Origin of the sequence: Dermabacter sp. p3-SID358 (assembly GCF_025147465.1) — a bacterium.
In the GTDB taxonomy this organism is placed as follows: domain Bacteria; phylum Actinomycetota; class Actinomycetes; order Actinomycetales; family Dermabacteraceae; genus Dermabacter.
This window is the reverse complement of sequence record NZ_JALXOZ010000003.1, coordinates 138905-163788: the sequence shown is the minus strand read 5'-3', so window position 1 is coordinate 163788 and position 24884 is coordinate 138905. Positions and strand designations below refer to the sequence as shown.

Annotated in this window: 18 protein-coding genes; 8 read left to right on the top strand and 10 right to left on the bottom strand. The window is 64.3% G+C overall.

From position 1 onward, the window contains the following. Positions 1-18: 18 nt before the first annotated feature. On the bottom strand, positions 19-1836 hold the full coding sequence (locus M3B90_RS02820) for an alpha-glucosidase (RefSeq protein ID WP_259888536.1): 1818 nt from the start codon (positions 1834-1836) through the stop codon (positions 19-21). Between the two features lie 300 nt (positions 1837-2136). Here M3B90_RS02820 and M3B90_RS02815 point away from each other — a divergent pair, with 300 nt between their 5' ends. Further along, complete coding sequence (locus M3B90_RS02815; protein WP_259888535.1) at positions 2137-3846, top strand: dihydroxyacetone kinase subunit DhaK; 1710 nt, start codon at positions 2137-2139, stop codon at positions 3844-3846. A gap of 374 nt (positions 3847-4220) precedes the next feature. Here M3B90_RS02815 and M3B90_RS02810 read toward each other — a convergent pair whose 3' ends face one another. From M3B90_RS02810 to M3B90_RS02800, 3 genes are read right to left on the bottom strand one after another with little or no spacing between them, the layout of a single operon-like run. Further along, positions 4221-5147, bottom strand: a complete 927-nt coding sequence (locus tag M3B90_RS02810; RefSeq protein ID WP_259888534.1) for a carbohydrate ABC transporter permease — start codon at positions 5145-5147, stop codon at positions 4221-4223. A gap of 1 nt (position 5148) precedes the next feature. Further along, on the bottom strand, positions 5149-6060 hold the full coding sequence (locus M3B90_RS02805; protein ID WP_259888533.1) for a carbohydrate ABC transporter permease: 912 nt from the start codon (positions 6058-6060) through the stop codon (positions 5149-5151). A gap of 12 nt (positions 6061-6072) precedes the next feature. Further along, positions 6073-7323: an ABC transporter substrate-binding protein gene (locus M3B90_RS02800; RefSeq protein WP_259888532.1), complete on the bottom strand. Its 1251-nt coding sequence runs from the start codon at positions 7321-7323 to the stop codon at positions 6073-6075. A gap of 296 nt (positions 7324-7619) precedes the next feature. Between M3B90_RS02800 and M3B90_RS02795 the strand changes: the two genes are divergently transcribed. From M3B90_RS02795 to M3B90_RS02780, 4 genes are all read left to right on the top strand, one after another. Then, positions 7620-8690, top strand: a complete 1071-nt coding sequence (locus M3B90_RS02795) for an ROK family transcriptional regulator (RefSeq protein WP_259888531.1) — start codon at positions 7620-7622, stop codon at positions 8688-8690. Positions 8691-8699: 9 nt separating this feature from the next. After that, positions 8700-9584: an SDR family oxidoreductase gene (locus M3B90_RS02790; RefSeq protein WP_259888530.1), complete on the top strand. Its 885-nt coding sequence runs from the start codon at positions 8700-8702 to the stop codon at positions 9582-9584. Next, the gene (locus tag M3B90_RS02785) at positions 9584-9970 is read left to right on the top strand and encodes an MmcQ/YjbR family DNA-binding protein (protein ID WP_259888529.1); all 387 of its coding nucleotides are present in this window, start codon (positions 9584-9586) and stop codon (positions 9968-9970) included. Before M3B90_RS02790 ends, M3B90_RS02785 begins: the two co-directional genes overlap by 1 nt. Before the next feature lie 105 nt (positions 9971-10075). Then, positions 10076-11560 carry a sodium:solute symporter gene (locus M3B90_RS02780; protein ID WP_259888528.1) on the top strand — a complete coding sequence of 495 codons (1485 nt, stop codon included), beginning with the start codon at positions 10076-10078 and terminating at the stop codon, positions 11558-11560. 3 nt (positions 11561-11563) lie between these two features. Here M3B90_RS02780 and M3B90_RS02775 read toward each other — a convergent pair whose 3' ends face one another. Then, on the bottom strand, positions 11564-12892 hold the full coding sequence (locus tag M3B90_RS02775) for an MFS transporter (RefSeq protein ID WP_259888527.1): 1329 nt from the start codon (positions 12890-12892) through the stop codon (positions 11564-11566). Positions 12893-13132: 240 nt separating this feature from the next. Here M3B90_RS02775 and M3B90_RS02770 point away from each other — a divergent pair, with 240 nt between their 5' ends. After that, the gene (locus M3B90_RS02770) at positions 13133-15979 is read left to right on the top strand and encodes an FAD-binding and (Fe-S)-binding domain-containing protein (RefSeq protein ID WP_259888526.1); all 2847 of its coding nucleotides are present in this window, start codon (positions 13133-13135) and stop codon (positions 15977-15979) included. An 18-nt stretch (positions 15980-15997) separates the two neighbouring features. Here the strand turns inward: M3B90_RS02770 and M3B90_RS02765 are convergent, their stop codons facing one another. Together M3B90_RS02765 and M3B90_RS02760 are read right to left on the bottom strand one after the other, a co-directional pair. Continuing rightward, entirely contained in the window at positions 15998-16933 is a 936-nt protein-coding gene (locus M3B90_RS02765) for a hypothetical protein (RefSeq protein ID WP_259888525.1), read from the bottom strand. An 87-nt stretch (positions 16934-17020) separates the two neighbouring features. Further along, entirely contained in the window at positions 17021-18712 is a 1692-nt protein-coding gene (locus M3B90_RS02760; protein WP_259888524.1) for a PHP domain-containing protein, read from the bottom strand. 176 nt (positions 18713-18888) lie between these two features. Here M3B90_RS02760 and M3B90_RS02755 point away from each other — a divergent pair, with 176 nt between their 5' ends. Then, on the top strand, positions 18889-19737 hold the full coding sequence (locus tag M3B90_RS02755) for a hypothetical protein (protein ID WP_259888523.1): 849 nt from the start codon (positions 18889-18891) through the stop codon (positions 19735-19737). 159 nt (positions 19738-19896) lie between these two features. Here M3B90_RS02755 and codA read toward each other — a convergent pair whose 3' ends face one another. The 3 genes from codA to M3B90_RS02740 form a co-directional block, all read right to left on the bottom strand. Continuing rightward, entirely contained in the window at positions 19897-21132 is a 1236-nt protein-coding gene (gene codA / locus M3B90_RS02750) for a cytosine deaminase (protein WP_259888522.1), read from the bottom strand. 163 nt (positions 21133-21295) lie between these two features. Next, positions 21296-22609 carry a cytosine permease gene (codB, locus tag M3B90_RS02745; RefSeq protein ID WP_259888521.1) on the bottom strand — a complete coding sequence of 438 codons (1314 nt, stop codon included), beginning with the start codon at positions 22607-22609 and terminating at the stop codon, positions 21296-21298. Positions 22610-22989: 380 nt separating this feature from the next. Beyond that, positions 22990-23244, bottom strand: coding sequence for a hypothetical protein (locus M3B90_RS02740; protein WP_259888520.1), 255 nt, complete (start codon positions 23242-23244; stop codon positions 22990-22992). A 145-nt stretch (positions 23245-23389) separates the two neighbouring features. Between M3B90_RS02740 and M3B90_RS02735 the strand changes: the two genes are divergently transcribed. Then, positions 23390-24685, top strand: coding sequence for a carboxylate--amine ligase (locus M3B90_RS02735; protein WP_259888519.1), 1296 nt, complete (start codon positions 23390-23392; stop codon positions 24683-24685). Positions 24686-24884 lie beyond the last annotated feature (199 nt).

Genomic DNA, 24884 nt, shown 5'->3' with positions numbered 1-24884 from the left:
TACGCAATACTCAGGCGCTCACGCCTTGAGGAGTGCGAACTCCCATCCGCCGAGCTTCTGTTCACCAGCGCGTTCGCTTTCGGCGACGTTCGACAGCACAACCTCAGCACCGGCAGGCCACACGTTTTCACCGAGCTCTACACTCTCGCGCGAGAAGTTCGCAACGGCGATGAGCGAGGAAGCGTCGGACCCCTCCCCCGCCGTACCAAACCTCCGCACGGCCCACACGCGCGACGGGCCGGACTGGCCTGGCAGCCCCTCCCCCATGCTCTCGACTGGGCCGAGCAGTTCGAAGCCGCCCGACACGAGAAGCGGCTCGCTCTTGCGCAGCGCAATGAGGGCGCGGTAGAACTCGAAAACCGAACCCTCAACGCCAACCTGGTCGGCGGCGTTAATGCCTTCACCGGCGGCGGGGTTCACGGCGATCCACGGTTCGCCCTCGCCGAAGCCGGCACCCGAATCGACCGCGCCGGTCCACGGCATCGGCGTGCGGGCGTTGTCGCGGTTCATGTCGCTGATGCCGGGAAGGAGCTCCTCGAAGCTGCCGTGACCAAATGTTTCGGATTCGCGCACGTAGTTGAGTACTTCGATGTCGCGGAACTGATCGAGGCGCTCCCACGGGAAGTTGATCTGCCCGAGCTCCTGGCCCTGATAGACGTAGGGTGTGCCGCGGTGCGCGTGAAGCATGCCGGCGAGCGCCTTCGCGCTTCGAACGCGCCACGCGGGATCGTCATCGCCCCATCGGGACACGGAGCGGGGCTGATCGTGGTTCTCAAAGTACAGCGAGTTCCAGCCGCCTTCCTCGGCAACTTCGCGATCCCAGCGGGCGAGGTTGCCGGCGAGCTCGTGGAGCGGCAGCGGGCGTGAGGGGTTGAACTTGTGGCCCTCGTGCTCGAGGCCGACATGCTCGAATTGGAACACCATTTCAAGCTCGCCGCGTTCGGGCTTGGAGGTGAGGAGCGCGTCGTGGGCAGTGATACCGGGGGTCTCGCCAACATTGACGAAGGTCTTCGGGTATTTCGCGAAGACCTCACGGCGCATCTCCTGCATGAATTCGTGGAAACGCGGACCGGTCATGACCATCTCAAAGGCGGAACCGAGGCCGTCTTGCGTGGGCGGGCCGTCGGGGAGACCTTCGGGCTTCGAGATGAGGTTGATGACGTCCATGCGGAAACCGTCAACGCCGCGGTCCAGCCACCAGCGCATCATGTCGTAGACGGCCTCGCGGACCTCGGGGTTTTCCCAATTGAGGTCGGGCTGCTTGCGGGAGAACATGTGCAGGTAGAACTGCTCGGTCTTCTCGTCCCACTGCCAGCCGGGGCCACTGAAGGCGGAATCCCAGTTGTTGGGCTCGGTGCCGCGCTCGCCGGGCTTCAATCCTTCCACTTCGCGAGCGTCACGCCAGATGTACCAGTCGCGCTTGGGGTTTTCGCGCGAGGAGCGGGATTCGATGAACCATTCGTGCTCGTCGCTCGAGTGGTTGACGACGAGGTCCATGACGAGACGAATGCCGTTCGCGTGGAGCTTCTCGATGAGTTCGTCGAAGTCGTCGAGGGTGCCAAACATGGGCTCGATGTCGCGGTAGTTGGCGATATCGTAGCCGTTGTCGTCTTGCGGCGAGGGGTAGATCGGGGAGAGCCACACTGTCTGCACGCCGAGCGCGGCGAGGTGGTCAACGTGGTTGATGATGCCGCGGAGGTCACCGATGCCGTCGCCGTTCGAATCGGCGAACGAGCGCGGGTAGATCTGGTAGACGACTCCGTTCTTCCACCAGTCGGGCTGGTCGGCGCCGGGGGCGTCGGCGAGCGGGGGCATGGGGCGAAGTTTTTCGTTCATGGCACCACGGTAGTCGAGATTTTTTCCCCGCAAAAGAAAGTCGGGGGAAATGTTGGGTTTTCTGGTCAATCTTGAGGTTCCGACGCCTGCCGGGATCATCGCGTCCGCATTTCTCACGGCAATCCTCTCCTTGCCTCCCCTTTGCCGACACCATCGCGCCCACATTTCTCACGGCAAGCCCACCCCGCACCCGAACTTCGGTGCCAGCGATTGAGTCTTGCGCTTCGGTGTCATCAGCGGCGGTCAAGAGCCGGTTGTTACCGTGAAAGCACGAGCGCACAACGACCACAGGAGGTTCCCGTGCCCGCGTTTTATTCGGATTCCGCATCCCCTTCCTTCTACGCGCTTTCCGCGATAGCGGCGGCGGCAGGCGACGCGGTCGCCCTCTCGCACGACCCGTACTTTGTGAGCGCGACGAAGCCGGCTCCCGAGCGCAAGGTTGCCCTCGTGAGCGGCGGTGGCGCTGGCCACGAGCCAATGCACGCGGGCTTCGTGGGGCGCGGCGGGCTCGATGCGGCAGTGCCGGGCGAAGTGTTCACGTCCCCGCATTCGCGCCAGATTTTCGAGGCGAGCCGCGCCGTGGCGAAGAGCGGCGGCGTTCTCCACATCGTCAAGAACTACACGGGCGACTGCATCAACTTCAATATTGCGGCGGAGCGCCTCGCAGCCGAGGGCATCGAGAGCGCGCAGGTGCTTGTTGACGATGATCTCGGCACCGACTCCGGTGCCGTGGGCCGCCGCGGCATCGCCGGCACGACCCTCGTGGAGAAGGTGCTCGGCGCTGCCGCCGATAAGGGACTTGGCCTCGCGGAACTCAAGGAGCTCGGCGATGCTCTCGTAGCCTCAACCCGGTCACTCTCGGTCGCCCGCCGCGCCCACACGGCCCCGGGCGCTCGCCACCTCGCCTTCGACGTCGAGGAGGGCACGCTCGAATACGGCGTGGGGATCCACGGTGAGAGCGCGAAGGAAACCATCTCCCAGCCGACGCTCGCCGAGCTCACAAGCCGCATGATCGGCGAGCTGCGCGGGGCCCTCGCCGAGAAGCTCGAGAGGAGCGCGGGCGCGTTGCTTTTCGTCAATGGGCTCGGCGGCCTCGCCCCGCTAGAGCTGCTGCACATCCAGGCCGCCGCTCACGAAGCCCTCGTTGATGTGGGCATTGACGTGCGCGTCGCATTCTCTGGAAGCTACACGACTGCGCTCGACATGGCCGGCTTCTCTATTACGCTCACGGCACTCGAGGAGGAGTGGCTCGAATACGTGTGCGCGCCTCACGAAACGACGGCGCTGCCCACGCCACGCCTCATACCGGAGGGCTTCGATGCGCGAGCTGGTCGCGAAACCACCAGCGAGGATGCTGCGAGCGATGAAGTTTCGGCCGATTCCTCAGCCGGAGCGAAGCAGCCTTCGCCTTGGCTTTCCCGGTTCGTGGAGACGCTCGAGGATTCCCGCTCAGCGCTCGACGAGATTGATCAGAAGGCCGGCGATGGCGACGTAGGCACGAATCTTGCGAATGCCGCGAAAGCAACCCTCGCGCATGCGAGCGGCCAGGACGCCGATCTCGCTGCGGACCTCAACTCGATCGCGGAAGGCTTCCTTAACGACACGGGCGGCTCCTCGGGTCCGCTTTTCGGCATCGCCTTCCAGGAGATCGCCGCGGCCGCGAAGGACGACCGCTCACTTCTCGAGGGAGTGAAGGAGGCTCGCGCAGCGGTCACACGCGTGGGCGGTGCCGAGCCTGGCGATCGCACGATCGTCGACGTGCTCGACGCGGTCGCGAACTCGGGCGCAGGTGATTTGGATGCCAAGGCCATCGGCGCCGGCATTGACGGTGCGGAGTCGACGAAGGAGATGTCAGGCGGGCGCGGGCGTTCGAGCTATCTCGGTGATCGTGTGCTCGGTACGCCTGATCCGGGCGCGCTCGGCATGGCGCTCGCGCTCGCGCTCGTCGCGGAGGCCGCGGGGACCAATGTTGAGGCTGAACGTGAGAGGCTCGCCTCGCTCCTCGGCTAAGTCCAGCCCGACTGCTAATCCCAACCCCAAACCCGGCCGCACGGCCCACCCCTGGCACCGATTTCCGGCCAGGCCGTTCCACTTCATAAAGAAAGTCGCTCCCTCCCCGCGCGGCGCGGGTGGGGAGCGACTTTTTCTTCATAGAGAGTGACGGGCACGAGGCGGCGGCGCGGTCGGTACACGGTGCGGCACACGGTGTCGCGGTGCAGCGGCACGGCGGCCCCCAGTGCGGTGGCCAGGCCGTTCCACTTCATAAAGAAAATCGCTCCCTCCCCGCATAGCGCGGGCAGGGAGCGACATTTTCTTCATAAAGAGAGACGGAACCAACCAAAAAAGCGACGGAACCGGGCAAGCGCGGCGCCGTCACAAGCGAGCTACTTGGTCGAGCCTCGCATCACGCCCGAGATGATCCACTTCTGCGCGAACACATACACGAGCATCATGGGCGCGATCGCCATGAGGTAGCTCGCGAACGACACAGGGTAATTGGTGTTGAACTGGCCCTGGAACACGTACTGCGCGAGAGGCAGTGTCTGCGAGTCGGGATCGGAGAGGATCACGAGCGGCAGCATGAAGTCATTCCACGACCACAGGCACGTGAGGATGCCAACCGTGGCGTTCATGGGTGCCATGAGTGGGAACACGATCTTCCAGAACACGGTCCATGTGGAGGCGCCTTCGAGGCGCGCGGCCTCTTCGAGTTCCTCCGGCAGTGACTTCAAAAAGCTCACGTAGAGCAGGATGTTCATGGCGAGCCCGTACACGGTGTACAGGAGGATCAGGCCGACTTCGTTGTCGATGCCGAGTGCGGCCGTCTGCTTGACCACGGGCAGCATGATGATCGGGAACGGCACAAAGAGCGCCGCCACGAAGAAGTAGTAGAGGAACTGGAAGCTCTTGCGATGGAGGTTTCGTGCGATCGCGTACGCCACCATCGAGTTCGTGAGCAGCGTGACGATCACTGCGCCTACCGTGATGATCGCGCTCGTCATGAGACGTTTCGGAAACTCGGTGAGGCGCCAGGCCTCGACGAAGTTGTCGAGGTTCCACTGGTTCGGCAGGCCGAAGCCGCTCTCGGCAAGCTCGGGTGCCGTTTTGAACGCGGTCACCACCGCGAAGTACAACGGCACAAGGATCGTGAGGGAGAGCACCGCAACGAGGGCGGTCGCCCACCAGTTTGTTCGGTGGAGGCGGTAGCGGCGCTTGTTGCGCTGGGGCTTTCCGACGCTTGCCCCGCCCTTTTCGATGCTTTCCTTCGCGGGTGCTTCCGCGCCTGGGTTCGGAATCGATTGGGTACTCATGTCAGTTGACCTCCCGGGACTGGAGGAATCGCAGCTGTGCGAACGACAGCACGATGAGGATGATGAAGTAGATGACGCCATTCGCGGTCTGGTAGGCGAATTCGCCGCCCTGGAAACCGTTCTTGAAGATCAGGAACGAGATCGACTGCGTGGCCGTGCCCGGGCCACCTTCCGTGAGGGCAACGACCTGGTCGAAGACGCCAAGGGAGTTCTTGAAGCTCAAAACCACGTTGATGGTGAAGAACGGCATGATGAGCGGGAAGGTGATCTTCCAGAACTGCTTCCATTTGCCGGCGCCGTCGAGCGAGGCCGCCTCGTACACCTCTTCGGGCACTGTTTGCAGGCCCGAGATGTAGATGAGGGTCGTAAAGGCAACGCCCTGCCACACGCCCACGAACACGATCGCGATCCATGCGAGGCTCTCGTTTGCGAGGAGCGAAGTCGAGAGCCATTCCCAGCCGAGCCATTGGCCCACGAGCGGGAGGTTGTTTGTGAACAGGTAGCTGAAGATGTAGGAGACGATCAGCACAGGCAGCATGTACGGGAGGAAGAAGATCCCGCGGAACATGTTCTTCGCCTTGATCGCGGAGTTCAGCAGGAGCGCGAGGAACATCGCGATCACGTTCGTGGCGAGGGTCGCGGAGATCGCGTAGAGGAAGGTGAAGCCGTAGCTTCCCCAGATCACGTCGTCCTGGAACAGGAACTTGTAGTTGTCGAGGCCCACGAAGCGCCAGTCGCCATAGCCCTGGTAGTTCGTGAACGTGTAGAAGATGCCCTGGATGAGGGGCCACACGAGCAGGGCCACGAAGATGATGATCGCGGGGATGACCATCCAGATGTGGGCGGGGTCAATTCGCTTCTTTTTTGAACTGAGTGCCGGCGCGGAGCCGGATTTTGTGTGCGTTTGAGACACCGTGGCTTCTCCTTACGCCGTCGCGGCCATGCGCTTTGTGACCTTGTCCCACTGCCTATCGAGCGTTTTGATGAATGCGTCGATGTTGTGGTCGATCAGGAACTGCTGCATGTAGTTGTTGAGGTTGATGCCCTGCGGGAAGTTGTGGTCGGAGTACGTCGCGATGAGGTCGTTTGCGAAGTAGTCCTGGAGCCCCTGGAGCGCGGGATCGTCGGTCGCCGTGTCCTTGAGCGTCGGGAAGGCCACCTGCTCCTTGCAGTAGGCGAGCACGTTTTCTTCTTTCATGAGGTAGCGCATGAAGTCGAGGGCCTCTTCCTCATGCTCCGGTTCAACGCCCATCGTGAGGGCGACGTCCACGCCGGAAACGACGCGCGTATCCGCCGGGTCGTCGGCCGGGGTCGCGAACGTGCCGAGGTTCATGTCGGGGTTGTAGGAGCGGATCGCGGGGATCGCGTACGTGCCGTGCACGTAGATCGCAGCTTTGCCTTGGGCGAAGCCCTGGTTTCCGCCGTTGTAGTCGACCTCGTACTTGTTCTTGTTGCCCATCTCGGCGATCTGGTTCATCTTTTCGAGAACCGGGCGGAGGTCCTCGAAGGTCGTCTCGCCGTCGAGGCGCTTTTGGTACCACTCGGCGACGTCCGGCAGGAAGTTGCCCGAGATCGAGGAGAACATGGGGGCGCCGGTCCAGTTGTCTTGGAAGCCCCAGTAGAACGGGTCGATGCCCCCCGCTTCGAACTCGTGAGCCGCAGCGATGAGGTCGTCCCACGTCTTTGGAGGTTCGATTCCGAAATCCTCGAAGATGTCTTTGTTGTAGATCATTCCCGAGCCGTTTGTCGAGAGCGGCAGGCCGTTGACCTCGCCTTCCGCACCGGCGCCGAGGCTCGGGAGGATCTCGCCGACGGCGTCTTGCACCTTGTCGAGGAGGTCAGTCTTCGCGAAGTCGTAGAACACGCCTGAGCGAGCGATCGAGCCGAAGTTGTAGTCGCCGTTGATCGAGACGATATCGGGCATGCTGTTCTTCACGAGCCGCACGCGAAGCGCTGTCACGTTGTCGGCCTGGAAGTTCTGCCGCACATGGACGTTCTTCGACTGGGCGTTGTATTCCTCGCAGATCGAGTTGAACAGGTCGATTGCCTCGGACTTGAACTGGAAGTATTCGAGCGAGGTGGTGCCCGAGTTCGAGCCGCCGCATCCTGCGAGGGCGCCGAGGGTTCCGAGACCGGCCATGCCCGCGAGGAAGCCGCGACGGGTGGTGGTCGCCATGGTTTCTCCTTGAGGTGCGTCTTCAACGACCTACTTATTTTCGTTATAAAATAAACTCGCGTCAAGCACTCGTCCAGGGAATAGGGGGTGCGCCACGCGAAAGTGGGAGCCATATCGCTTGAGAGACAGAATGAACGAGGCGGCGAGAGGAAGCGAAACCCAGTCTCCGATTGACGTAGGTAAACGTGCGTAACGCGTCGACTAATCGAAACCCAAGCTCCGATTGACGTAGCTAGACGTGCGTAACCCCGCGCCGTGACCACCGCCCCTCCAACCATCTGGCAAAGTTGACTACCGTGAACACCCCGACCGTCCCCGAACGCCTCGCGCTCGACACGCTCCCGCCGTCTGCCAGGCGCGTGTACCTCGAGCTGCTGCGCTACGGGCCGCTTCCGCGCACGCAGCTCGCCGAGCGTCTCGGGCTGAGCGCCGCGTCCCTCACGCGCGTCACCGCCCCGCTCGTCGAGGCCGAGCTCATGCTGCAGGGAACTCCCGTGCCGAGCGAGGTGGGAAGGCCCGCGATCCCCCTCTCGGTGAATCTCGCGAGCTTCGCCCTCATCGGGGTATCGATCACGCACGAAAGCCTCGTCGCGATCGTGACCGACGCGCGCGCAAACGTGCTCGATTCGCGCACCGCGCACCTCACCGATCTTCGGCCCGCCGCTGTGCTGCGCGAGGCCGGCAATCTCATAGGCGAACTTCGCGACTCCCTCGCCGAAGCGCACCCCGCTCTCCCCATCGCCGGCGTCGGCGTGAATATTGGCGCGCAGATCGACGGCGGTCGCGTCGTGCGGGAGGCTCCATTCCTCGGTTGGGAAAACGTGCGCGCCGCCGATCGGCTCGAGGAGCTCACGGGGCTTCCGGTGCTCATCGTGCATGACCTGACCTCACTCGCCGAAGCGGAAAACTGGTTCGGCGCGGGCCTTGAGGCTTCGAGGTTCATCGTGGTGACCGTCGGAATTGGTACCGGCTTTGCGCTCGTGATGGATGGGTGCGTGATCACAGATGAGAACACGGGCTTCGGCACGATCACCGACGGTATCCGCGGCCCGGAGTGGCCAGATCTGAGTGGCGCGACCGAACTGAGCGCCGAAGAATCGGCGAAAGCGGCGCGAAAGGTGGGGCGCCTCGTGGGCACCGCCGCCGCGTTCACGATGCCGCAGGCCGTCGTGATTTCTGGTGAGGGCGCGAGGTTCCTCGCCGGCAACGAAGAGGAGCTCGATGCGGGCATCGCCGAGATCCGACACGTGAGCGCGAGCGGCCTCGATATCCAGTTGCGCGAACACAATTTCGCGTTCTGGGCGCGCGGCGCGGCGACCGCCGCGATCCAGTGGTTCCTCGGCGTGAGCGAAGGTGCCGCTCGATAAGCTCGGGGCATGGTTAAGAAGAGCACCAGGCGCACAAAGAGCACCCAGGCGACCCCCAGCGCACTCACCTCCGAACTGATCGTCATCACCGGTGCCTCCGCGGGCATTGGGGCAGCTCTCGCGAGGCGTCTCGCCGATAGCGAATGCCGCCTCATCCTGCTTGCCCGCCGCGAAGAAAAACTCCAGCCCCTCGCGGAAGAAACCGGTGCCTCGTACTACCCCGTCGACCTCTCCGACCCCGCAGCCGTCGCCAAAGTATGCGAGAGGATCCTCGTCGAACACGGCACCCCCGACATCCTCATCAACAATGCTGGCGCGGGCCGCTTCCTCAGCATCGAGGAAACGAGCCCCGAAGAAGCTCGTGACCAGATGGCCCTCCCCTATTTCGCGGCCTTCGACATGACGCGCGGTCTCATCGAACCGATGCTCGCCCGCGGAAGCGGCACGATCTTCCAGATCAACTCCCCCGTCGCCCAAATCGCGTGGCCCGGCGCAGTGGGCTACGCCGCTGCGCGCTACGCCGTTCGCGGCTTCACCGAAGCGCTGCGCCAGGACCTCCACGGCACGGGGATCAACGTCGGCTCGCTCACCCCCACGCGCGTGCACTCCGACTACTTCAAGGCGAACCCCAACTCCGAAAGCCGCGTGCCGAAGGTCGAGCTTCTCGTGGGCACAATGACCCCCGATGAGGTCGCCGACGCAGTCGTCCACGCCCTCGAAACCAAGCCCAATAAGGACTCGAATGCCCCGTGGCGTTGGGCGCTGAGCGCCCCCATCGCGCGCGCAATCCCCGAACCGTTCCTGTGGCTCTTCCGGGTCACGGGGCACAAGCGTTCGCGCGGCCGGATCGCTGGTCGTTTGGTCGGGCGGGGCCGACGCTTGCCGGGCAAGTAATGGACGGCCACCAACTGTTCGAGGTCGCCGCGGCACGCGCCGCGGAGCTTCCCTCGACGAGCGTCGGTACGCCTTTCGGCCCGGATTGGGATGTGTGGAAGGTGCGCGGCAAGGTGTTCATGCTGCAAACCGAGGTGACGGGCGTGGAGATGGTGACGCTTAAGGCGGCGCCGAGTGACGGCGTCGCGCTGCGGGAGATGTATGCGGACGTTTCTCCTGGCTACCACATGAATAAACGGCACTGGATTTCGCTGACGCCCGGGCCAAGCCTCGATGAGGAGCTCGTGCGCGAGCTCGTGACGGAGTCGTATCTGCTTGTTGTGGAAAAGCTGCCGCGAGCCCAGCGGCCCATCGACCCCACTGTAAAATTTTCTTCCAAAAACTAGGGTTTGCCCGTACGATGGTTCCACGCGCAGCGTTGCGCACCTCCTTGGGAAGCGGCGCCGCGCGGAGTCTCTTGACCACACTCCCGCACGCCCCTAGGAGTATTCATGCAGATCATCGACATCGTTGTGGTGATCGCGTACCTCATCGCGACCGCCTGGCTGGGCCTCAAGCTCAGCGGAAAGCAATCCGACGCCAAGGACTACTTCCTCGGCGGGCGCGACATCCCGTGGTGGGCGGTGTGTCTGAGCGTCGTTGCAACCGAAACGAGCGCGCTCACCGTGATCGGCATCCCCGTCATGAGTTACGTGGGCGACATCAGCTACCTGCAACTCGGCTTCGGCTACATCGTGGGCCGCGTGATCGTCGCCTACCTCCTGCTCCCCCGCTACTACGACGGCGAAATGGTCACGGCCTACGCCTACCTCGGTAAGCGCTTCGGCTCGGCCACGCAAACCACGGCGGGCGTCACGTTCCTCTTTACGCGCCTTCTTGCCGACGGTGTCCGCGTTCTCGCCGCGGCCATTCCTCTCAAAATCATTCTCGACGGGCTCGGAGTGCACACGAACTACTTCGTGATCATCGTCGTGCTCGCAGTCGTCACGATCCTCTATACCTTCATCGGCGGCATTCGCGCGGTCGTGTGGGTCGACGTGGTGCAGATGCTCCTGTATGTCGCGGGCGGGCTGCTGGCGATCATCGTCGTGAGCTCCTCGCTCGGCTTCTCATGGTTCACCGACGCGGTCGAGGCCGGCAAAACGAACCTCTTTATTCTCGGCGAGAACCCGATTAGCGGCGCCTCTGGCCTCATCCCGTCGCTTCTTGGTGGCACCGTGTTCGCGATGGCGTCGCACGGCTCGGATCAGCTGATCGTACAGCGCCTCCTCGCATGCCGCACGAAGGCGGAAGCGCAAAAGGCACTCATCGCGTCGGGCTTCGTCGTGGTCGTGCAGTTCGCGATCTTCCTCGTGGTGGGACTCGCGCTGTGGGGTTGGTACCACCATGCCACCCCCGCTGACCTCGGGCTCACGCGCGACGACGAGATCTTCCCGAAGTTCATCATTGAGGGTCTGCCTGCGGGCATCTCGGGTCTGCTTCTCGCGGGTATCCTCGCGGCGGCCATGTCCACGCTTTCCTCGTCGCTTTCGGCGCTCAGCTCCTCGACCGTCACGGACGTCGTGGGGAAATTGCGCCGCACCCCGATGACGAAGGACGACGAGCTCAAGGCGGGTCGCGTCGCGACGATCGTGTGGGGACTCCTGTTCATCCTCCCCGCGACGTTCTTCCGCAGCGATGAGGGCAGCATTGTGGTGCTCGCCCTCGGCATCGCGGGCATCACCTACGGCGGGCTGCTCGGCACATTCGTGCTCGGCATCGTGAACAAGCGCGCGCGAACCCTCGATGCGAACATTGCGTTCCTGTGCGCGATTGCGACGAACGCCTTCTTCTTTGTCATGGAGAAGTACGTTGTGGGCGAGGTGTGGATCGCGTGGCAGTGGTATCCGCTGCTCGGCGTGCTCGTCACGCTCGCGGTCGGCGGCCTGCTCTCACTCAGGAACCCGGCTCAACTCGAGGCTGAGCCCGCCGCATAAGGCTTACTCGTGGGCGCCTGGCAGGTGCGCCTGCCAGGCAAGCGCGACCTCGACGAGAGTGAGGATCGCGATCACGGCGCCCGCGATGAGCATCGTGGTGTAGCTGAAGATCGTGCTGAGTGCCGCGAGCAGCATCGGCACGAAGAAGCCGAGGTACGCGATCGAGTAGAACACGGCCGTGAGGCCAGCGAGGTCGTCGGGACCGGCGAGGCGCTGCACCTCGCTCAGGCCCGCAACGAGCGCGAGTCCGTAGCCACAGCCAAGGATCGCCGCGGCGACAAGACCAATCGCGAGGCTCGTCGTCGAAGCGGCCCCCGCGGCGAACACTGCGCCGGTCGCGACGATCGCCATCGCGATCACGGAAGCACGCGCGCTTCGATGCGTGTCGATCTTCTTGCCAATGGTTTGAATACCCACGCCGAAGCCGAGCGTCACCGCGGTCATGAGGCCCGCGAAAGCGATCGGGAAATCACCGGCGCGGTCCTTAAGGAGCGCGGGCAGCACGGCGTAAGCAGTGCCGCATGCCCCGAAAACCCAAGGTGCAACGGGAAGCACGACGCGCAAAAATCGCTTGTGCGCGGCCTTCGGCACGAGGAGCTTCGACATGAGGGTCTCGGCGCCCGAAACGGGTTCATTCTCCGCGGGAAGATGTCCCGGCTTGCGGGTTTCGGGGGCGGTGAAAAGCCACAGACCGGTCACGACCGTCATGAGCATGTGCAGCGCATACGAGGTTCGCGTGGGCCAGGGACCCCACTGCGCGAGCATTGCCGCCACAAGGGCGCCACCGAGGAAGCCCGTGGTGAGGGCGAGCGACGCCCTGCGAGCACCAGCGGCGGGGTTGGCTCCGGAGGCGTCGGAAATTTCCTTGATCCATGCGGTGCCGATCGCCATGACGAGCCCGAGCGCGAGCCCGCAGAGGATGCGGCCGATGCCGATCATGAGGGGCGAGCCGGGGCCGAGCAGCAGCATGAGGCTGCCGAGGAAGCTGAGTGGTGCGGCGGGCAGCAGCACGGGGCGGCGGCCGTAAACGTCGGAGAGGGGACCGCCGATCATGAGGGCGGGCACGATGCCGAGAACGTAGGCGCCAAGGAGACCGTCAACGACGAGATCGGAGAAGTGAGAGACCTCGCGGTACATCACGAGGAGCGGGGTGAATTCGTTGCCGCCCCACGCGATCGCGAAGATCGACGCGGCGACCGGCCACCACGCGCCCGCCGGGAGCTCCGGCAGGGGGCGGGAGTCCTGGGGAAGGGTTTCGGGGGTCGCCTCGAGTACGTGGGCGTGGTCCGACGCCGGAACGGCCGGCATCGAGGCCGTATCAGTGGCGCTCACTGGCTTAAGTCTCCTTGGGGTTGAAAAGTTTCGTTGGGTGCGACTTCGCCGGCGCGAGCTCCACTATCTTTACATTTATAACCATCTCGTGGCCAGTATTTTTCCCGTTTTATATGTCACTTCATAACTACCGAACGTTGCAGAAACGTCCGGACCGCTCCGTCAGCAAACGTCGAGCCGCACTCGGGTTTAGGCTTAAAGCACTGCCAACGCCCGCCGGGCGCCCCTATGGAGGACCACGTGAACACCGCTCCCGCATTCGTGACCGCCGCCGTGAGCGACGAAAGCCGCATCCAGACACGCCTCATCGACAGGGTTGCCGCCGCGAGCGACGCCTCGCACTACCTCTTCACCCCCGAGGCGGTCGTGCTCGCCGACTCGGCGCGCGAAGTCGCCGCAATCCTCAAGGGCGCAAACGCCGCGAAAAGCCCCGTGGCCTTCCGCTCGGGCGGCACGAGCCTGTGCGGCCAAGCCTCGAGCCCGCACACCCAAATCGACGTGCGCAAGAACTTCCGCCACATCGAAGTTCTCGACGAGGGCGCGCGCGTGCGCGCCGGCTCCGGCGCAACGATTGCGCAGGTCAACGCGCGCCTTCGCCGCTTCAAGCGCCGCCTCGGCCCCGACCCGGCAAGCGAGGCCGCATGCACGATCGGCGGCGTCGTCTCCAACAATTCAAGCGGCATGGCCTGCGGTACCGAAGAGAACACCTACAGAACTCTCGAATCGATGGTCATGGTGCTGCCGTCGGGCCTCACCCTCGACACGAGCGACCGGGAGGCTTCCGACGCCCGCTTGCGCAGCGAGGCTCCCGAGATTCACGAAGGGCTCACGCGCCTGCGCGAACGCGTCGTCACGAACCCGGAAAGCGTGCGCGTGATCCGCGAACGGTTCGCGCTCAAGAACACGATGGGCTACGGCATTAACGCCTTCCTCGATGCGGAGCGGCCGATCGACATTCTCGAGAAGCTCGTGATTGGAAGCGAGGGGACGCTCGCGTTCATCGCCGAGGCGACGTTCCGCACGGTCCCGATCCCGGCGCTCACGACGAGCGCGCTCGCGGTGTTCCCAAACCTCGATGCGGCAACCCGTATCCTGCCCGAGCTCGTTGATTCAGGCGCGGCGACGCTCGAGCTCATGGACTCGACCTCGATCGCGGTGGGCCAGAAGCTCGCGCGGGTTCCCGAGCAGATCAAGGGTTTCGCGCCGAGCACGGAGGCGGCGCTCCTCATCGAGTATCGCGACGACGAACACGAAAAGCTCACCGCCATTCAGCGCGCAGGCGAAGAAATCCTGCACGCCCACGAGCTTCGCTCCCCCGCTATCTTCTCCGAAGATCCCGTCGCGCGGGCAACCGCGTGGGCGCTGCGCAAAGGTCTCTACGCTTCCGTCGCCGGGGCACGCGAAAGCGGCACGACCGCGCTCCTCGAGGACGTCGTGGTCCCGCCCGCAAACCTCGCCGATACATGCGGTGACCTGCACGAACTCTTCAATGAGCACGGCTACGAGAACTCCGTGATCTTCGGTCACGCGAAAGATGGCAACATCCACTTCATGCTCACGGACCGCTTCGAAAGCGAGGCCGCCCGCGAGCGCCTCGGCGCCTTCACCGAGTCGATGGTCGACGCCGTTCTCGCACGCGGCGGCAACCTCAAGGCCGAGCACGGCACGGGCCGCGCGATGGCACCGTTCGTGCATCGCCAGTACGGCGATGAGCTCTACGACGTCATGAAGCGGATCAAACGCCTGATCGATCCCGCGGGGATCCTCAACCCGGGAGTTCTCATCGAGGACGACCCGAAGGCGCACCTCGAGAACTTCAAGCTCAACCCCACGATCGAGATCGAGGCCGATCGCTGCGTCGAATGCGGCTATTGCGAGCCCGTGTGCCCGAGCAAAGACCTCACGCTCACGCCGCGCCAGCGCATCGTCGTGCGCCGCGCCGAGGAGCGCGCCCGCAAAGCCGGGGATGCGGCGACGGCGGATGAGCTTGCGAAGGACTACGACTACGAAGGCATCGACACGTGCGCCGTGGACGGCATGTGCGTCACGGCCTGCCCCGTGGGCATCAACACGGGCCTGCTCGTGAAGAGGCTGCGCCGAGAAAACACGAATCCGGTCGAATCGGGGGCGTGGAAGGCGGCGGCAGCGTCGTGGGGCGCGATCACGCGCGGGGCTTCCGTCGGACTCACAACCGCCGAGAAGGTTCCGGGGCCGCTTGTGGGGGCCGCGACTGGTGTGGGCCGACGCTTGCTCGGCGAGGACACCGTTCCCCGGTACTCGAAGGATTTGCCGGCCGGCGGAAGGGCTCGCGGCAAGCTCGGTGAGCGTGCCGAAGGTCTTGGCGTTGGCGCTCCCCTGCCGGAGGGCCGCATGGCCGGCGCCGCGAACGGTGCGCTCGTGGGCGTGTACATCCCCGCTTGCGTGAACACGATGTTCGGCGGCGCCGCGCCCGGCGGAAATGTTGTTGCAGCGTTCGAAGAGCTCCTGAGGAAAGCGGGGCTTACGATGCTCATTCCGAAGGGCATCGATTCGACGTGCTGCGGCACGCCCTGGACGTCTAAGGGCAAGGCCAAGGGCCACGAGGTGATCTCGAAGAAAACCCGCGAGGTCGTGAACGCCGTGCGCGAGCTCGGCCTGCCGATCGTGAGCGACGCGTCAAGCTGCACCGAAGGCTTCGCCGCGATCCTCGAGAACGACGGCGCCGAGGTGCTCGATGCCGTGCAGTTCACGGCCGATCACGTACTCGAACACCTCGACATCGACCAGGCGAACGAGCATCTCGTGCTCCACCCCACGTGCTCCTCGACGCAGATGGGCCTCAACCCCGCCCTCGAAAAAGTCGCGAAGGCCGCGTACGCAAAGGTCACCGTGCCCTACGCGTGGGGCTGCTGCGCCTTCGCGGGTGACCGCGGCATGCTCCACCCCGAGCTCACCGCCTCCGCGACGGCCGCCGAAGCCGCTGAGGTCAAGGCCCTCAACGCGGACGAACACGCCTCGCTCAACCGCACGTGCGAGATCGGCATGGCCCGCGCAACGGGAAAAACCTACCGCCACGTGCTCGAGCTGCTCGCCGAGCGCGCGCGGTAGGCCTTCGAGCGGGGAGTCTTAGGCGACGCCGCGCTCGAGAAGGAACGCGCGCAGCTCGGGAAGGTGGTCGGCGTTGATGAGATCGATGCCCGCATCGAGCTGCATCTGCCAGAGAATCTCGCGGCGCTTCGGAAGCTTCGAGGGGGCTCCCCACAGGCGTGAGCGTGCACCCATGGCGTGGGCGCCGTCGGAAAACTCCTTGAGCGAGCGGAACTGATCCTCGGGCCGTTCGCCAAAGCCCTGCCAGCCCCACTCGCTCCAGCTTTCCGAGACAAGGGGCATCTCGAGCGGGCGCGCCTCGCCACCGAGGTCACCGAGGTGACCGTCGGCCGAGCCGAAACGCTCGGGGTTGTCCTTGATGAGGTCGAACGGGCGGCCGCCCGTGTATACCACGCGCACGGGGTTCTCGACGACCTCGCCGCAGCGATTCACGTGCCAGAACACGTCGCTGTACGGCGCGAGCATCTGCTCGATCGCGGGAAGCTGCTTCTCGCCCTGGTCCTTGATGTCGATGAGGAGCTGGAACGGGCCCTCGTAGCCGGGGAACACATGGCCGCCGTTGCTACGCACGAGCGCTGCGAGCGGCTTCACATAGAACTCCTCGAGGGAGCGGCCGCTCAGCACGCCGAGGCGCGTGTGCCCAAGGAGGATCTTGCCGCCCTCGAACCACACGTCGGCCTCAACCGAGCAGAAGCCTTCCGCGAGCGCATCCCACAGCGGGTGCTCATGGAGGTAGTCGTTGTGGGCGTGGGCGCGCTGCAGCGGGCTCTTCGAGACCCACCCCTCGGGCGCGGGGTTCGTGAGGCTCTGATCGAAAGGATTGTCGAGAAGGCGCGGCATATCGTTCTCGTCGCGCTCGTAGAGCGGCGAGGCGGTCGCGGGCGTGAGGGCAGCGGCACTCGCGGCTGTGGCGGCGGCAGCGGTCAGGAATGTCCGACGGTTGAGGGGCATCACGTGAGAAGTCCTTTCGTTCATGGCGAAGGGCCCAGACCCGCGAGACGATACCGCGGGCCCGAGCCCTACGCTTTCAGAAAACCAAAATCAGGAAACCTTGAAGAAGATCGGGTTCGTGTACATCCACGTGTCGATCCACGGGCTGCCCTCGCCGTTGCCGCCACCGTGGGGGATGGGGCCGGCCGGGTCAACGTCAGCACCCATCGGGCCGACGCCCGAGCGCTTGCCGTCGCTTCCGCGAAGGCGAATGTAGCCGCTTTCTTCGACGACGCCGAGGTCGAATTCGACCGTGAACTTCTCAAGCCCGTGGCCTGCGGTTTCCTTGCGCTCAACGACCTTGGTGTGAGGGGCCGTCGTCGTGTTGACATCCTCAACCGGGCCCGTGATGAGCCCGCGGATGAGGTCGATGTGCGCGAGCTCCGGGAGGATCCCAGCGGAGTTCTCCTTCGTCGTGGGCGTCACGCTCACGCGCAGGCCAAGCTCGGTGCCGGCCTTGACCTTGAGTGTGTCACCGAGAGTCACGGGCTCGGCGCTGTCGTCCTTCGCGAAAAGGACGACCTCGAGACCGGAAATGAGGTGGCCGTGCTCGATCCAGATGCGACCGGCGCGCATGGCCTCCATGACCGCTTCGTAGGAGCGGCTCGTGGCACCCACGTGCGTGCGGGAGAACTGGCCGGGCCAGTAGTCGCTTCCGCCCTGAGCTTCGTTCGTGTTGACGGGCACGGGGCGGCGGCCCGCACGGTTGAAGTTGCCGAGGCTCGCGCCTTCCTCCCAGCCGTCACCCTTCGGGTAGTCGCCCACGCGGTAGGTATCGTGGGTCTTGAGGTGGAAGTCGGAGTTCGAGGTGATCCAGTAGCGGCGGCCCTCAGAGAGCAGCGAGTCCCACATGCCGCCAACGACCGAGGTGAGATAGTCGAAGCCGCCGCGCGTGCGGAAGGCTTCGTCGGGGTAGTGCGGGGACGAGTCCTTGCGGCGGCTGTTCTCGTATTCACCACGCTGGAACTTCGGATCGCGGTTGAGGCCAAAGGCCGAGCCCTGGGCACCGGGGGCGCCTTCCATGCCGAGGTAGATGTCCTGGTCGGCATCGTGCCACGCGCGAAGTTCCTTCGGGGAGTCAATGCAGTAACGGCTCGGGTGGTTCGCGATCACAATCGCGTCGTCGATGAAGCCTTCGCGCTTCTGCTGGCCGAGCCAGGCGATGGCCTCGCATGCCTTCTTTTCCTGAAATTTTTCATCTTCGGTGCCGCGCTCCGGCTTCTCCCAGCCGTTGAGCTTGCCATCGAACTCGAGCTCGAAGGTGCGCAGCACACGCGCCTCGTTAACGCCGGGGGCAATGAGCACGGTGCAGTGCTCGGCCGCGGGGATGTACCACTCGATGCCCTGGAGCACCATGAGCTTGCGCTCGTCGCGAGCCTTGCGAATGAGGCGGTTCGCTTCCCACACGCCGCCCTTGTTGGCGTGGCCCCAGTTGGAGTGCTCGGTGAACGCAATGACGTCCACGCCGAACTCCTCGGCCTTATCCATGATCATGTCCATCGTGTACTTCGCATCGTGGCTGTAGAGCGAGTGCACGTGGTGGTCAACGACGAGCCACTCGAGGCCCGTCTCGGCGGGGGCGAGATCCTGTGGCTCGGGCGCGGGGGCTTCTTCGGCGATCGCGGAGCCGGTGCCAGCGGCCGCGACGGCACCGAGGGCGCCGGCGGCGACGGTGCCGCGAAGAACGGTGCGGCGGCTTGGGCTCGTGAAGGAGGAGGCGTGGGAGGAGCGGAGCTCGGTCATGGGGATTCTTTCTCTCAAGGCTTCGGAAGGCCAATCAGAACGCTAAAGGGTCTAAGTGAAGGGAGAGTAACGAATCGGCGGCGAAGCTCGACACCGATTAGTTACCCGGCATTTACTACGACCTGTCACAGTTGTCCTCGCCAACCCCCTTCCGTGCTCAAGGAACGTGTAGAACCATGCAGCTCTCCCTCTCCCTCCGTCGCCCGATCGCCCTCGTCGGCGCCGCTGCGCTCCTCGCCCTCCCCCAGGTCGCCTCCGCGAAAACCGAGGTGAGCATCGACAAGGACGTGAAAGCGACCATCGAGACGTCCGACGGCGTCCAGAAGCAGGGCGCGCTCGACGCCGACCCCTTCACCTACACCGTGAAGTCCCGCGTGAAGTGCGAAGAGCCTTACGTCGACGGCGCCCGCACGTCCTTCCTTCAGGGTGTCGACGTCGCCGACATCCCCACCAACGACATGCCCATCGTCATGTCGGGCGTTGACGACCTCGTGGACGGCAAGGCCGTCAACCCCATCGACGCGAGCTTCGTCGACTTCGCCAAGGAAGGGGAAGCGAGCCTCCTCATTGAGTGCGTGAAGATCGACAACGGCATCCCGCAGGTTGCCCCCAACCCCGTCGTCCAAGACCTCACGATCACCGAGAGCGAATGGCAGATGAACGGCATCTCCTTCACCGAGGTCCCCGATCCCACCCCGGCACCGAGTGACGACGGCGAAGCGGATTCCGGCACCGAGGATGGCAACACCGGCGAGGGCGGCACCGGCTCGGGTGATGACGCGGCCCTCCCGGCAACTCCCCCGCAGGAGGGCGGCTCGGATTCCGACGATGACTCGGCAAGCGGCAGTGCACCGGCTGGCCCGTCGAAGCAGGCCCCCGCTTCCTCCTCGAACTCCTCGGGCGCGCAGAGCGGCACCCGCGGCTTCATGCCTCGCACGGGCGCCGAGATCGCCGCAACGGCAGTTCTCGCCCTCGCGCTCATCGGCGGCGGCGCCTTCGCCGTGATCCGCATGCGCAAGAACTAAGCAGAGACAGGCAAAAGGGAGGGCCCGGGCGATTGCCCGGGTCCCTTCTTTTTGCGAAAACCGATGCGGCTACCCCCGTGAAGAGCACCCCGCGAGCGTCACAGCGCTCGCTCTTCTCGGTCGCACCTCCTACGCTTCCCGCGCAGCAGCGAGCAGGGCCTAGCCCCAGAACACCTCGCGGGTCGCCGGCTCGGTCTTCGCGATGAGCTTCCCATCGCGATACGAGCGCACCACGGGCGCATTGAAGTTGAGCGCCTCAACCCAATCCGGGGCGTCAAGCACCACGAAACGCGCGGGGTTGCCCACCTCGATGCCGTAATTTTCGAGGTGCAGCGTGCGCGCAGCATTGTGGGTCACGAAGTTGTAGGACTCGGCAATCTGCGGGTAGCCCATCATTTGCGTGACATAAAGGCCCGTCAGCACAATGTCGCGGAGATTCCCCGTACCGAGCGGGTTCCACGGGTCGCGGATATCGTCGGTCCCGAAACTCACGTTGATGCCAGCCTCCGTGAGCTCCTTGACGCGCGTGACGCCGCGGCGCTTCGGATACGTGTCCATGCGGCCCTGCAAGTGCGTGTTCACCATCGGGTTCGAGACGAAGTTGATCCCGCTCATCGTGAGCAGGCGCAATAGGCGCACGAAGTAAGCGTTGTTATAGGAATGCATCGCCGTGGTGTGCGAAGCCGTGACCTTCTCTCCCATGCCGAACTCGAGGGCGCGCGCCGCGAGGGTCTCGAGGCCACGCGAGGCCTCATCATCGATCTCGTCGCAGTGCACGTCCATGAGCAGGCCCCGATCGCGCGCAAGCTCGCACGCGAAGTTGAGCGAATCCACCGAGTATTCGCGCGTGAATTCGAAGTGGGGAATCGCGCCGATCGCATCCACGCCCATGTCGGCAGCCCTGACCATCAGGTCGCGGCCATTCGGGAACGAATCGATGCCCTCCTGCGGGAACGCCACGATCTGGAGAGTGATGAGGTCGGCGAGCTCGTCGCGCAGCTCGAGCATCGCGCGCAGCGCCGTGAGCTCGGGGTCGGTCACATCCACGTGGGTGCGCACGTACTGCACGCCGAAGCTCGCCTGGTCGCGCGCGACGCGGCGAACGCGCTCCCTGACGTCCTCAACGCTCAAGGTCTTCTTCCGCTCGCTCCAGCGCTCGATCCCCTCGAACAGGGTGCCACTCATGTTCCATCGCGGCTCGCCCGCGGTGAGAACCGAATCAAGGTGGATGTGGCTCTCCACGAAAGGCGGAAGCGCGAGTCGACCCTCGGCATCCCACGTCTCTTCGCCGGGCTCTGCGGGGAGATTCGGTTCGATGTGGGTAAAGCAACCGTCGGAAATGCGAAGGTCAACCGAGCCCTCACGGCTCGGAAGGGAAACGTTCTGGATGAGCACGAAGAGGCCTTTCTATCGGTGCGGGAGAGGGAAGCTGGGGCTGAGGTGAGAGGTGACTGAGGTGGGCACTGGAGTGGCGCCGCTCGGGACGGCGACCAGCCCGGACGTGAGTCGGGCGCGGCCCGCCTGCACACGGCGAACCACGCCGCGCCCCACGGTGCTGTTAGCGGCGCTTCGTCAAGGCTACGCCGATGAGGTGAATGGCAATCGCGACCACGACCGCGTTGATCGCCGAGATACCCCACGGCACGAAGTAGCCCACGAGACCGCCGGCGATAACGCCGATGACCGCGTGCGGAGCAACGGTCTGCTCCTCAGCGTTGGCATCGAGGTAGGCGTGCTTGCGCACGAAGAAGTCCACGATGATGATCGCGCCGATCGGCGGAAGGGCGGCGTTGAGGAAGCTCAGCCAGCCCACGAAGTTCTCGTACAGCCACAGCGCGCTGACCGTGCCGAAAATGCCCGCGATGAGGGTCATGGGGCGGGTGCGCACGCGCGTAATGTTCGAAAATCCCAGGCCAGAGGTATAGAGAGCGTTGTTGTTCGTGGTCCAGATGTTCGCGCCGAGCACGAGGATCGCGGGGATCGCGAGGCCCTGGGCGATCATGACGTAGAAAATGTCGTCCTTGCCGGTGAACGCACCACCGACAGCGCCAAAGCTGAACATGAGGGTGTTGCCGAGGAAGAACGCGATGACCGTGGTGATGACGGCAACCTTCGCCGAGCGCGCGAAGCGCGTGAAGTTCGGGGTCGCGGTGCCGCCCGAGATGAACGAACCCACGACCATGCCGATGCCGGTCACGATCGGCATCGAGCCGTCGCCGAACACCTCAACAAGGCCGCCGGCCTTGCTCGTGGCCGTCACCATCGAGTAGGTACCGAGGATCGCGATGAGCGGCACCGACACGAACGAGACGATCTCGATCGCCTTCATGCCGAAGTACGCGGAGGCGGTCATCGCAGCACCGGCGGCAACCACGATCCACCAGGGGCTGATGTGCAGGAGATCGGCGACGGGGATGCCGAGCATCGCGACTCCCACGCCGAACCAGCCCATTTGAGTGAGGCCCACGAGGGCCGAGGGAAGGAGCGAGCCGATGCGGCCGAATGCCTTGCGGGCGAGGAGGTCGAGGCCCATGCCGGTCTTTGCACCGAGGTAGGCAAGGCCGCCGGTGTAGATCGCGAGCACGAGGCCGCCGATCGTCGTGGCCCACACGAAGCCGCCAAGATCGAGGCCATTGCCGATCTTCGCGCCGACGCTCATCGAGGCCGAGAAGAAGGTGAATCCAAGCATCACGAAGCCCACGGCCCAAAAGCCGTGGCGCGCGGATGCGGGAACGGGGGTGAAGCTGAAGTCGGCGTCGTGGCCGTGTGCTTCGGTCGGGGCCGGCCCCGAGGCCGTCACTGCGGTCTCGTTCTTAGCGGGGCGGGCGATATTACTGGTGGTTGCGGGGCGCTCAGGCGCTACGGTGCTCATGCACATTCCTCACGTGAAAACGGGACAAAGGCATGGCTGTACCCGGATCACATGAATGTGCTCGCATGGCTCTCTGTCCATGTCCGTGCACAACCGCTCGAAGACTAGCACCCTTCTTTGTCGGTCGGGGGCAGGTTGCGGGATTCTAGTGGCGCGATTCGCGTTTCTTTGACGTCGATATGGGCTAGGCGGGCGTCGGCCCCCGTCGCTGCCTTCCGCCACTCCTCCCCGTCACTACCTACCGTCACTCCTCCCCGTCACTACCTACTGTCACTCTTCCCCTTACTACCTACCGTCACTCTTTATGAAAAAACCGGGCCGCTCCCGGCTCAACAGCCAGGAAACAACCCGGTTTCTTCATAACCTCGATCGGCGTCGACTCAGTGAGCCGCCTCGGCGTCTCCTTTGGACTCATCGTCAAGCTCGTGAACCTTGTCTTGTGCGGCGCCGGCGGCATCCACGACCTTGTCGGTCACACCCTTGGCCTGCGGAAACTTCTCCTCAGCCTTCGCAGCAAGATCGACAACCGCATCGGCCGCAGCATCGACACCCGCGGGGAGCTTCTCCTTCGCCGTATCCGCGAGGGACTGCGCGGCGTTCTTGACCTTGTCGAGGGGGCTGTTCTCGTTCATCATTGCTCCTTTGGCTTTGGGCACACCTCCTGCGTGCCCACAAATATGAGAGGAGTCTACTGAGCATTTGTGCACGCAGACGGGGAAAATGCAGCACCGAATTCGATACACTCACACGGCTAGCAGATCTCTCATGAAAGGCGCCCTCGTGGCCTCTCCCCTCGCAGTTTCGACACCAGGCCCCACTCCGGGAACGAGTCGCGGCGGAATCGAGTTCGACGTCGTCGTGCTTGGCGCGGGCCTCAACTCACTGAACGTCACGAACGCCTTCCACGCCGCGTATGGAATGCGCTGCCTCACGGTCATGCGCACGCCGGTCGCCATGAACGAGCGCACCGTGACCAGCGCACACCTCGCGATTGGCGCAGGCGCGAGCGACGAAGAGCTCAAGGACGCGCTCGTGCAGCTCGCGCACGATAAAGAGGTCAAGCGACCCACGCTTCTGCTCACCAACGCAGATTCGTTCGTCGCCTTCCTCGACACCTTCCGCGAAGAGCTCGAGGAACACTACATCATCGCCCAGGTAGACTCGACGACCCTCGCGAAACTCGCTGACAAGGCCCAATTCCAGGAGACGTGCGCCGAGCTCGGCATTCCCACGGTTCCCACGCGCATCGTCGATTTCGCTCACTACGGCACGGACGACTTCAATGCCCCCGCTTCGCTACCGTGGGCTTTCCCCGTGATCGGCAAACCCGCGAACACCGCCGAATACTCCCACGTGAGTTTCCCCGGCAAGAAGAAAGTCTTCGTCATCGAATCGCAGGGCGAGTATGACAACCTCGTGCGCGCACTCGGCGAAGCTGGCTTTACCGGCCGCTTCCTTTTCCAGGAGCTCATCGAAGGTGACGACACATCCGAGTACTCCATCACCGGGTATCGCTCACGAACCGGCGGCGTCACCCTGACGTGCGCCGCGCAGGTTCTCCTCGGTGAACACACCCCCGACGCACTTGGTCGACCCGCCGCGATGCTCACCGGGCCGCACACTCGCATTGTGGAACAGTTCGAGAAGCTCCTCGACCACGTGGATTACGTGGGCTTCGCGAACGTTGACCTCAAAGTCGACTCGAAGAGCGGCACCGCCTACTTCCTCGAGCTCAATCCTCGGCTCGGCCGCAACAACTACTACGTGACCGCCGCGGGTGGCTCCTATCCCGAGCACGTTGTCGCCGACTTCATCGACAACGCGCCGCTCGCGCGCGTGCGCGCCGAAGACCAGCACCTCTACTCGATCCTGCCCACGTGGCTTGTCAAGCGTTACGTCACCGAGCCCGAGCTTCGTGCCCAGCTCGCCGCCGCCGTTCGCGCCCACGGCGTCGACAACCCCTACCGGTACGCGCCCGAAGGCACATGGATGAAGGGCTTCGCCCTCGCCTCGGGCTTCAGACAGGTGCAGAAGTTCAGAAAGTACTACCCGAAGGCGACCAAAACAGGCTTCTAGCCCCCGACCAACAACCGCTTCCAGCCTCCGACCGGAGTTCGCACCGTCGCTACCCCCTTCCCGCCGTCGCTCTCTATGAAATTTTCGGTGCGGCGCCGCTCCAGAACGCCCTCACGCCACCACTTTCTTCACGATTGTTTCCGGCCTTGGGCGGTGCTAGCCAGGTTTAGCTCAAACAGAGACCAGCCATAGATTTTCC